The sequence below is a fragment of the Floridaenema fluviatile BLCC-F154 genome, from assembly GCF_041929135.1.
GTDB classification, from domain to species: Bacteria; Cyanobacteriota; Cyanobacteriia; order Cyanobacteriales; family Aerosakkonemataceae; genus Floridanema; species Floridanema fluviatile.
In genome coordinates this window covers 179,306-189,836 of the sequence record NZ_JBHFNS010000077.1, presented here as the reverse complement: position 1 = coordinate 189,836, position 10,531 = coordinate 179,306, and the positions used below count along the sequence as shown (strand labels likewise).

10 protein-coding genes and 1 pseudogene are annotated in these 10,531 nt (G+C 38.9%); 5 read left to right on the top strand and 6 right to left on the bottom strand.

Features of this window, described 5'->3' with window-relative positions:
* Window positions 1–948: 948 nt before the first annotated feature.
* From ACE1B6_RS21135 to ACE1B6_RS21125, 3 genes are all read right to left on the bottom strand, one after another.
* On the bottom strand, window positions 949–1,776 hold the full coding sequence (locus ACE1B6_RS21135; RefSeq protein ID WP_413259238.1) for a PEP-CTERM sorting domain-containing protein: 828 nt from the start codon (window positions 1,774–1,776) through the stop codon (window positions 949–951).
* Between the two features lie 310 nt (window positions 1,777–2,086).
* Window positions 2,087–3,664 carry a M16 family metallopeptidase gene (locus ACE1B6_RS21130; protein WP_413259237.1) on the bottom strand — a complete coding sequence of 526 codons (1,578 nt, stop codon included), beginning with the start codon at window positions 3,662–3,664 and terminating at the stop codon, window positions 2,087–2,089.
* Between the two features lie 2 nt (window positions 3,665–3,666).
* Window positions 3,667–5,220, bottom strand: a complete 1,554-nt coding sequence (locus ACE1B6_RS21125) for a M16 family metallopeptidase (RefSeq protein WP_413259236.1) — start codon at window positions 5,218–5,220, stop codon at window positions 3,667–3,669.
* Window positions 5,221–5,736: 516 nt separating this feature from the next.
* Between ACE1B6_RS21125 and ACE1B6_RS21120 the strand changes: the two genes are divergently transcribed.
* The 3 genes from ACE1B6_RS21120 (at window position 5,737) to ACE1B6_RS21110 (ending at window position 8,109) form a co-directional block, all read left to right on the top strand.
* Complete coding sequence (locus tag ACE1B6_RS21120; RefSeq protein WP_413259235.1) at window positions 5,737–6,357, top strand: TetR/AcrR family transcriptional regulator; 621 nt, start codon at window positions 5,737–5,739, stop codon at window positions 6,355–6,357.
* Between the two features lie 15 nt (window positions 6,358–6,372).
* Window positions 6,373–6,882 (top strand): hypothetical protein, encoded by a 510-nt coding sequence (locus ACE1B6_RS21115; RefSeq protein ID WP_413259234.1) that lies wholly within the window; start codon window positions 6,373–6,375, stop codon window positions 6,880–6,882.
* 117 nt (window positions 6,883–6,999) lie between these two features.
* Window positions 7,000–8,109 carry a vWA domain-containing protein gene (locus ACE1B6_RS21110; protein WP_413259233.1) on the top strand — a complete coding sequence of 370 codons (1,110 nt, stop codon included), beginning with the start codon at window positions 7,000–7,002 and terminating at the stop codon, window positions 8,107–8,109.
* A 96-nt stretch (window positions 8,110–8,205) separates the two neighbouring features.
* Here the strand turns inward: ACE1B6_RS21110 and ACE1B6_RS21105 are convergent.
* Together ACE1B6_RS21105 and ACE1B6_RS21100 are read right to left on the bottom strand one after the other, a co-directional pair.
* Window positions 8,206–8,549 (bottom strand): annotated as a pseudogene (locus tag ACE1B6_RS21105) (type II toxin-antitoxin system RelE/ParE family toxin).
* Window positions 8,546–8,800, bottom strand: coding sequence for a hypothetical protein (locus tag ACE1B6_RS21100; RefSeq protein WP_413259231.1), 255 nt, complete (start codon window positions 8,798–8,800; stop codon window positions 8,546–8,548). The pseudogene ACE1B6_RS21105 and the gene ACE1B6_RS21100 overlap by 4 nt, the downstream one beginning before the upstream one ends.
* A gap of 143 nt (window positions 8,801–8,943) precedes the next feature.
* On the opposite strand from ACE1B6_RS21100, the gene ACE1B6_RS21095 reads away from it, so the two are divergent.
* Both ACE1B6_RS21095 and ACE1B6_RS21090 read left to right on the top strand, forming a co-directional pair.
* A complete protein-coding gene (locus ACE1B6_RS21095) occupies window positions 8,944–9,135 on the top strand; it encodes a hypothetical protein (protein ID WP_413259230.1) in 192 nt (63 codons plus the stop codon).
* Window positions 9,136–9,813 (top strand): DNA methyltransferase, encoded by a 678-nt coding sequence (locus ACE1B6_RS21090; protein WP_413259229.1) that lies wholly within the window; start codon window positions 9,136–9,138, stop codon window positions 9,811–9,813.
* A 194-nt stretch (window positions 9,814–10,007) separates the two neighbouring features.
* On the opposite strand, the gene ACE1B6_RS21085 is transcribed toward ACE1B6_RS21090, so the two are convergent.
* Window positions 10,008–10,457 carry a DUF4332 domain-containing protein gene (locus ACE1B6_RS21085; RefSeq protein ID WP_413259228.1) on the bottom strand — a complete coding sequence of 150 codons (450 nt, stop codon included), beginning with the start codon at window positions 10,455–10,457 and terminating at the stop codon, window positions 10,008–10,010.
* Window positions 10,458–10,531 lie beyond the last annotated feature (74 nt).

Below are 10,531 nucleotides of genomic sequence, written 5' to 3'. Positions count from 1 at the left end.
TAGAATTTCATTGAAATAGACTTTGCTGAAGTCAAATCCCAAATTGAAGCCACCATTAACAGAAGATTCAGCGGTTTCTAAGTAGTTTAAATCAGAAATAATCATTGGATTGTCTCCCTTGTGTTATGTGTTTTGTGGGTTCTTTGTTGAGAATCAACCTTTGGTTGTTCTGTATATAAGATAGCTAGGTTAATCAAACCTGTGTTGCCATTTTGGCAGATTAATTAGGAAATTAATTAAGTGGTAAAAACCTGACTAATCAAAGAAATAGAAAGTAGCTGGAACTACTTACTGAACAGGATTTGAAACTTTTAAACTACTATATTAGAGTTGGTTCAAAAGCATGAACATGGAAATAAATTTCTAATAATATCCCAAGTATTTTGGCTGATGTTGCCATTTTGGCAATGTATTTTATTACTAAGGAAATGAGCATTCTTTTAGACAAAATAAAGGGTAGAAGGTAAATATACCTTCTACCTGATGTTTTTGCACTTATGAATTAGCCTAAATCGATGGATATGAAAGTAACGAGTCTTGAAGGATCAGTAATTAAGGGTAGTTAAGTTGTTATGTCTGAGAAGTATAAATGGGAATCTGGTATTAATGTTGCCATTTTGGCAGCTTTTCTCAGTTGAGGGAATGTTGAGTTTTACCGATCGCACCAACAAAACCAATCCCAAACCAACATATATATAAGGAGTGAATTGCGATGCAAACCAGCATTTTCGGCGATCGCAATATAGCTCATGCTGTCTTGTAGAAATCTGCCAGATTGGCAACATGAATTAGTTAATTATCAGTAAATTTCTGAAAAGAAACTCTCAATGAGTTGTGAGAAGTTCGGTTTTTTCTGTTTCCGCTTCTTCTGATGTTAAACGATCGCTAAGCTAGTCGGATACCCTAAAAACATTTCTCTCACAACTCAAATTACCTTATCAGAGTCAACTAGTTGATTTTTGTTTTAGAGTTAGTTAGCTTGTTTTTAGCACCGTAACTAATGGCTAAAATCGAGAAAAAGAGTAAAGCCAAGGTAGCAGAAGGTTCAGGTGCTTTAACTGCAACTTCGTTATTTTTAACTTCCAGTAAAGTCAGATAAGTTAAACTGTCGAAAGTGCGGGAGTATGTTCCTTTAACGGAAGCGATCGCAAATTCAGTATTACTGTTAAAATCGGTTGTTAAATCTGGCTCTTCCGTGAATGTAATATTGCCACTATATTCATAGTCGAGATAGTCGCCTTCACCGGGAGTATTTAAACCACCATACAACGCAAAATAATCGATCACTTCACCAGTAACGCTGTTAACTAGTTGGAAAAGAATATTACCATAAGCATTCGCACTTTCTGATTTTTCATTCTCAATTGCAGTTCCTAAGTTTAACGCACCACGGAAATTGAAAGAAAACTCGCCAGGATTTACTTGAAAGTCATAACCAATAACTGCGGCTAAACTTTCTGCTACACCAAGATATTCTACACCTTCACCTTGAGCAGTACTCAAAGAGAAGTTTTCTGCTTTAGTTTCATCAGGAATAAATAGGGCTTCAGCATTAGCAAAAGCAGTCACGTCACCGCTAGTTGAAATTGCCAATGTTTGAGTATCAGTTAAAGTTGCTGTGTCTAAAGGAGTATGGCTAAAATCTTTTAACTCAAATCTGGATTCAGAGAAAGCTAATGTAGCCGCTAAACTAGCCGAACTAGCAACAGAAAAACTAGCAACTAAGGGAGTGACAACTAATAAAAAATGCTTGGTGTGAGGCAGCTTTGATAACATAATTTTTTTCCCAAGTGTCGCAGAAGAGCGAATTTTCAAGCTTGTACTTAAGTAATCAGTAAAAACTCTTCTATATGCTATTCAGTACTTGTTTAAAAAGGCATAAAAGTTCAGTAATTTCTGATGAAGTTATCTAAAAAATAATGTGATTTTTTTGTAATTTAAATATTAATTTCTTGTAAACTTAGCTCAACGATCGATTGCTGGGTCATTTGATGATTGCGGAATTTACGTAATGAAAAAAATCTCAAAAAAATGGGAGAGAAAAGCCAAGGTTTTCTCTCCCAAATTATTTAGTATTTTCGCCGATTTATCTTTGAGTAGTAGTACTAGTTGGGGGTGGAATTGTAATATCCACGTTAGTAATTTCTGGAACGAGAGCAGTTAGCGGTGGCTGAATTGCATTAGAATTACCGACTACTAAGGTGGCTAACTTTCCTGGTTGTAGGTATTGACGGGCGACACGCTGCACATCAGCCGCGGTTGTTGCTTCCACGTCGCGTTGATAGCGGAAGAGGAAGTCTGCGGGGTAGCCGTAATACTCGTAGCGCATTAACCGGGAGAGAGTTTGGGCGGGTTTTTGGAAGTTAAAAACGAAGGAGTTGAGTACAGAATCTTTAGCGAGGGCGAGTTCTTGGGGGGTGACTGGTTCGGTTTGGATGCGCTGAATTTCTGCGAGGATTGATTTAATGAAGGGTACGGTAGCGTCAGAACGAGTTTGTCCACCTGCGACAAAGACACCTGGGTAGTCAAAGCGGGGACTCCAAGCACCATAAACACTGTAAGCTAAACCTTGGCGCGATCGAATTTGGTTAAACAACCTCCCGCCAAAACCATTCAAAACGCCACTCATCACATCTAAAGCCGGATAATCAGGATTATTCAGTAAACCACCTAAATGTCCCATTTGCACGTAACTTTGGGTCATTTGCGGCTGATTAACAAAGAAAATTCCCCCAGTTTTTGCTTGCGAAACTTCTGGTAAAGGAGGAACTTTCAGCTGTTCATTTTTTGCCCAATCACCGAACTTACTTTCAATGAGTTGACGCATTTCTTTGCTATCAAAATCTCCCACAACTCCCAAAATTATATTGTTGGGGTGGAAATATTGCTGATAGAAATTTTGCAAATCTGCACGGGAAATATTATTAACCGTGGCATATTCTACAGTCCGGGCGTAAGGGCTATTCTCCCCATACATTAGTTTTTCAAATTCGCGACCTGTAATGTCATCAGGGTTATCATTACGCCGGGAAATATCACCTTTAATTTGAGTTTTCGCCAACTGCAATTTATCTTCCAGAAAAGCTGGTTCGCGGAGGACTTCTGCAAACAAACTAAACACTTCCGGCAAATCTTTAGTTAAGGAATTAAAGCTAGCATTACCAGATACTTCACCAATAGAAGTTTCTACAGAAGCGGCGCGTTGTTCTAACAATTGATTTAACTGATCTGGTGAATGGGTTTTGGTTCCGCCACTCCGCATTACCGTACCAGTAATTCCGGCTAAACCAATTTTATCAGCTGGTTCCCAGCGATCGCCAGTCCGAATTATTGCCGATCCACTCACCAAAGGAAGTTCGCGATCTTCCATCAAATACACGATCATTCCATTATTTAATTGAAAGCGAGTGTAAGCCGGAACTTGCACTTTTGGCAATGGGGGAAACGTCAATTCGGTATAATGCTTGGCTGTAGTTGCTGCTACCGAAAAGTCAAAACTAAAAGCGAGAAAACCTAAAGCAACTACCAAACTGAAAATTCCCACCAACCATTTAGAACGGATATTCAACAAAGAAAAACCTCTCTCTTTTCTTTTACGTTTTAACCTTTTCCGGGATATAGAAAATTCCCCTCTGTGTCCTCTGCGTCTCTGCGGTTTCATCATCTTTAACTCTCCTTGGGTAGCAGACGACCAATAGTACGATTTTCCGGGACAAAAGTTGCTTTAGCTACTCGTTGAATATCAGCAGGAGTTACAGCTTCTATAGCTTCCAACTCTTTAAACAAGTTTTTCCAACTACCTGTTTTTACTTCGTATTCTACTAACAAAGAAGCCATACCTGAGTTAGAATCTAGCGATCGCAACAACCCGGCTCTAGCTTGAGTTTTTACTCGTGACAATTCCATTTCCGAAACAGGCTCAGTTTTCAACTTAGCAATTTCCGCTTGCAAAGCCTTAGCCACTTCATCAACAGTATGACCTGGTGCAGTTAAAGCATAAAATAGCATCATTGGAGGATATTTATCCCCTGGAAAACCACTAAAACCTTGAGCCGTCAGAGCAATTCTTTGCTGTTCTACCAGCGACTTATATAGACGAGAAGTTCGCCCATCACTCAGCAAACTACCGATTAATTGATAAACCACATAATCGGGATGATTAATTGCAGGTTGATGATAACCTTCCAAATACCAAGGTTGGCTAGGTAAACGCAAAGTTACTTCCCTAGTTTCCGTTTGTTTTGGTTCAGCTGGTAAGTCATCTTTTGGCTTAGGTTTAGCTGGATAACGACCAAAATAAATTTCTGCCAGTCGCTTTACTTCTTCTGTCTTAACATCACCAACTACAGCTAAAGTCAGGTTACTAGGAACATAGTAAGTTTGGAAAAATTGCTCCACATCTTCCCTAGTTAAATTTCGCAAATCTTCATCGTAACCAATTACCGGACGGCGATAAGGATGAACTTTGTAAGCTTTATCAATAAAAGCTTCAATCATCATCCCGATCGGCGAATTTTCTACCCGCAGTCGGCGTTCTTCGAGGATCACTTCTTTCTCTTTATAAAACTCGCGAAACACAGGTTCTAAAAATCGTTCCGACTCCAAAGACATCCACAATTCTAATTTGTTAGCGGGGAAACTATAGAAGTAGCGAGTTGCATCAGTAGAAGTGGTAGCATTTAAACCAACACCGCCCGATTGTTCGACTATTTGACCTAATTCATTTTGCTTGACAAGTTCAGCTGCTTGAGCTTCTAGTTTCTGAAATTCCGCTTGTAATTTAGTAACATCTTCTGGTTTACCTGCGGCTTTAGCTGATTGAATTTGTTGCCATAAAGTATCTAATTTTTCTAAGATTGGTTTTTCTGCTTGGTAATTTTTGGTGCCAATGCGTGTGGTACCTTTAAAAGCTAAATGTTCTAAAAAGTGAGCCACACCTGTTTTTCCTTCGGGTTCATTTGCACCCCCGACATCAGCATAAGTGAGAAAGGAAACTACTGGTGCTTGGTGTCTTTCTAAGACGATGAATTTCATGCCATTATCTAATTTAAACTCAGTGACGCGCTGCATCACTCGATCGAGATATGGCTGAATTGAATCAGTTGTTTCTGCTGGGTTTTGGGTAAGCGCCAGAGCAATTCCGGGTGTGACTCCACACCACAGCATCACAGCGCAGAGAAAGGATATGATGAGCCTAAGCGTAAAAGAAGATAGAGACATTTTTTTCCCGAATCAATTTACGTGAGGGTGCTTGCTTGATAATTGCTCCCTGACGGATGTTTTTTTGGTGACTATTTAGTAATTATGCTGATTTTCTGTGCAGGTAACAACATGAGTAATGGAAAGTGGAAAATCAGAAAATCAGATTTTTATTGATTTAACAGGTTTATGGTTAACATAAATTTTCCACAAAATAGATCTAATTAAGATGTTTTTTCATAAAAAAAAGTAAAGTTTTGTGCGATCGCCCCCGTTTATAGTTAAAGTTTCTCTTATCGTAATAGCTGGAAGCATTGACAAACACTTAGTTGTGCAGTTCCTCAGCTTTATCTAAACCACATTAAGGAAATAGAGGCAACTAAGGCAAGAACAGGTTAATATTAGGTAATTATAGCTGCTGCAAATGCTAATACTTCTCGATAGTTTACTCCCAAGCAGGAAATTTTCCTGTTAAAGACCGAACTCAGCCATGTTTGGTCAGTTTTCACTTCAGTTAAGATACACCAATTACTAACTATGGGAATTTTGCACAAAAATCCTCAGCCTCAGTCAGAAGATGCGACACGCACCCGAATCATTAAGGCTGCACAAAAGTTATTTGCTCGTCAGGGATATGATGGTACAACGACTCGTGACTTGGCGATGGCAGCTGGAGTTGCTGAAGGAACTGTATTTAGACATTTTCCTAATAAGAAAGCAATTTTAATTGAAGTGGCGACGCAAGGTTGGGTAGAAATTCTCACGGATTTGCTGACAGAATTAAGTGAGATGGAGAGCTATGAGGCGGTAGGAAAAGTTATGCGGCGAAGGATGCTGAATTTCCATAAAAATGGTGATTTAATGCGAGTTTGTTTTATGGAAGCGCAGTTTCATGAAGATTTGCGGAATCGCGTCCAGACAGAAGTAATAGATAAAATGACTAATGTGGCAGAAGCTTTCTTTGAAACAGCGATGGAAAAAGGGATTTATCGCCCAATGAATCCGCGAATTATAGCACAGGTATTTGTGGGAATGTTTGCGATCGCAGGTTTCAGCCACAATACAATAATGGAACCCCAAGCTTCACCCCAAGAAATGAAAGAAATGGCAGAAGGTATCGCCGACATTTTCTTAAATGGAGTCTTAGCAAAAGGTTAATTTTAATCTAATCGAATGACTGTTTTTCCTTACGATCAATTTGCCAAAGATTATCTAAAAGAATTGTTATCACCTTTAGGAGAGGTGGAAACAAGTCGTAATATTGCGGGTGAAGTGCGAGAAATCGATGTTTTAGGTAAGGGGAGAGTGCAACAAGAAGCTATTGAAGATTTAGCAAAAATTCCCGAAAATGATCCTTTGCGGGTTGTGGTGTTGGAGTTGTTAAGTAACCTCAAGACTATATTAGAAGTAAGCCAAAATTTGGAGCCGGAGGAGCAGGATTTAATTATGCGTTTGTCACCACTTTATGAGCAACGTTTGGCTGAAGCTACTCAGCAAGGTATCGAGCAAGGTATCGAGCAAGGACAACGAATTTTTGTGGAAAATTTGTTGCGTGCGAAATTTGGAGAGTTGGATGATGAACTAAGGGGAATTATTGAGCCTTTGTTAGCTTTACCGCCCGCAGATTCAACTGCTTTGTTGTTACAGTTATCCCGTGAAGAATTGTTATCTAGGTTTAATTAGGTTTTGTTGTTTGCAAATAAAGAAACCCGGTTTCTTGAATAAATCGGGTTTCTAAATTGATGAACTCATTTAAATTGGCAAACGATTAGTATTTAATAGATGAAATCAGAAACTCTTATGCAGAAACTTTCTCGAATTCTCTTCTCTATAGCCCTGAGCCTGAGCGTTTTATGTTTCCCTAGTACAGCTTTGGCTAAAGCTAAAATTCAGATCGCCATTCTGCTAGATTCTAGTAATAGCATGGATGGATTGATTGACCAAACTCGGACTCAAATTTGGCAAATTGTTAATTCGTTAACTAAAGTCACCAAAGATGGAGAAATACCAGATTTAGAAGTTGCGCTTTATCACTATGGTAATGATAATATACCTTCTCAAGAAGGGTTTGTTAGATTGTTAACTGGATTTACTTCGGAATTAGATTTAGTTTCGGAAAAGCTATTTACGATCCGAACTAAGGGGGGTCAAGAATATGCTGGTTGGGTAATTCGATCGGCTATGCAACAATTAAACTGGAGTAAAGATCCAGAAGATTTTCGAGTGATTTTTATTGCAGGTAACGAACCATTCGATCAAGGACAAGTTTCTTGGCGTGAAGCCGTTACTTTTGCTGCTGGAAAAGATGTCCTAGTTAATACTATTTATTGTGGTTCAGCTGAAAGTCAAGAGCGACAACTTTGGGCTTCAGGAGCTACTTTAGCACGAGGTAGTCATTTTAATATTAACCAAGATAAAAAAGTTGAATTTATTAAGTCACCTTACGATGAGCAAATTGCTGCTTTGAATTCTCAACTTAATCAAACCTTTATTCCTTACGGTACACAAGGAGAAATTGGACAACAGCGACAGACTAGAGAAGATACCAACTCTGGGCAAAATATAGCTATGCGTAGTATCTCAAAAGCTTCGGGATATTATAATAATGCTTCTTGGGATTTAATTGATGCGATCGATCGCGGAATCGTTAACCTAGAGCAATTACCAAATAATGCTTTACCGCCAGCTATGCGGGGAATGACTTTAGCTCAAAAGCGCGAATATGTAGCCAGCAAAAAAGCTGAAAGAAACCGAATTCAAGCTGCTATCCGTGACTTATCTAAAAAGCGTAATGAATATGTTGTCAGTCAACGTCAAGCTAATAGAAATAATGGCGAAAATACCCTCGATATCGTAATTATTGAAAGTCTCCGCCAACAATTAGCAGCGAAAGGGTTTAAACTTCAGTAATTACGAGAGTCTCACCCCAAGTCATGAAAGAAATGGCTGAAGATATTGCCAACATTTTCTTAAATAGAGTTTTAGCAAAAGGTTAATCTTAAAATATTAGACTTCATCAGATTCCTGATTTTCGCCAAGAGTTTGTTGTGCAGCGTGTCTGATGTGAAGAATGCGAACTATGGCAATTTCATTAGTTTCAACAATAGTGAAAAGAATCCGGTATGAATTACGACCTTTACCGTAAAGAAGTTGACGAATTTCTTGGCTGAAATACTGGTTTTCCCTTGCTAGAGAGCAACGTTTAGGCATTTCTGACAATGATTCAATAATTCTGAGTAAACCCTCGTACCATTGTCTTGCTTTTTCAGGTGACGCAACTTGCGACAGTAGAAGGAATGCACTGTCTGTTCCGCCTCTGCAACACTGGAAATCTCCATGCGATAACTCATGAATCAACCAACAGATTGTACTGACGACGTTTTTCTTCAGCAAAGTCCTGAAAAGAACGGGAATTTCCTGCTTCAAAAGCATCTAAGCCTCGCTGAATCCCTGCAATCGCTTCTTGTGAATCTTGTAATTCCCATGCCAAAATCTGAGTTAGCAATTGAGCAGCCACGAGACTAATATCTTGCCCTTGTTGCGCTGCTTTTTCACGCAGTTGTGCTTCGACTTCTGGACTAAGAGAAATGAAAATGGACATATAAATTAAGTTTTTTGTGCGATCTTTCTGTGCTTGATTTTAGCAAATCAAAAGCAAAGTAACTTTTATTGATACTAGTTTGCTGGTTGCTGCGGCATAGTCTAACATAGAACTAAACAACCATCATTACTGAAAAGTTTTTCATGGATGCTTTAATTCAAGAACTTGATCTGAAACTGCGTCAATGGCAACCTGATATTGCCCAGCAAGTACGGCAATACATAAAGGAGATTATTGAATTAGCAGATGAAGGTGGGTTGGATTTGGTGCGATCGAGAATTGTAGAACAAGAAGTGTTAGATTTAATTGATGAATCTAAAAAAATTAACAGTTAAATGGCAACAGGAATACCAGGGAAAACTAAAGAAAAAGATAACTTGAAGACTAATCCTAAGCAATCATTTCGTTTAGAATATGAAGAAAAAGCTTCTATTGAAGAGATATTTAATACTCCTCCAGCCGAACTACATCGAGTTTTTAGCATAGATAAACAACCGAAAAATCAGCTAATTTACGGAGAGAACTTAAGAGTTATTCGCGCTTTATTAGATAATCCTGATATTGCGGGAAAACTTGGATTAATATATATCGATCCACCTTACGCTACAGGACTAGGATTTGAGACTAGAAAACAAACTCATGCCTATCACGATTTTCTTGACGGAGCAGATTATTTAGAATTTATCCGTCAACGTTTGATTTTACTAAGAGAAGTATTAGCAGATCGTGGATCTATCTATCTCCATTTAGATGAAAAGATGGCTTTTCCTGTTAAAGTCTTAATGGATGAAATTTTCGGAGCGAAGAACTTTCGCAATTGGATTACTCGCAAAAAATGCAATCCGAAAAATTACACCCGCAAGCAATACGGAAACATTTCTGACTACATTCTTTTTTATACAAAAAGTGATGATTATGTCTGGAATCAACCCTTTGAAGCAATTTGTGTAACTTTATCTCGATTTCCACTGATACGATCGTCCTCCTGTCCTCCGCCTCTATCTGTATCGTAACGCGCAAAACCTACAACTAAGGGAGTGCGATCGTTACGAGAAATAAAAATATCTGCTGGAGTTTTAGATTTCCAATTTGGCAAAACTTTATTCTAGATAGTCTGGATAAAACGCTGAATCAACAAAAGTGATGTACTGAGAAGCTAGATTTTTGTAATCACGAAATGAGTTCACTGAATACCTTCCTAGCTTGCTTATTGTGGCTTACTCACAAGAGTTTTCGCCTGTTGAATCCAACAAGAAACTTCTTCGACGGGGGGACAAAGGTCACGACGCTGCATTGTGGAAACTTGTAATTTCAAGATTTGTTGATGTACTTTGTGGGCGGAACTTTGGGCTAGTTGGTTGACTGAGGCGATGCCAGCGTGTAACAGTAAGCCGCAATATTGGCAACCGACGCTGGGAATTCGGGCTAAATCTGCTAATGCTACCCATTTTTGGACGTGATGTAGGGGTTTCTGTAATTGATTGGCTAAGGCTAATTTTTTTTCCGAGGTATTTGCTTTTACCAACAATTGCACAGTAGTATTGATGCCACATTCCGAGAGTTGGGCGCAGTCTTGGGCACTCAATCCGGGTAGTTGTACAATTGACCAATCACTAAACTTGATGCTGTTTTTTGCAGCGTTGGGTTGAGGAGTCATTCTTTTGTCCTACTCTCAAACTTAACTCTTTTGTTATTCTGACAAAGAGATATGCTCCCGGAGGGTTAGTTCAG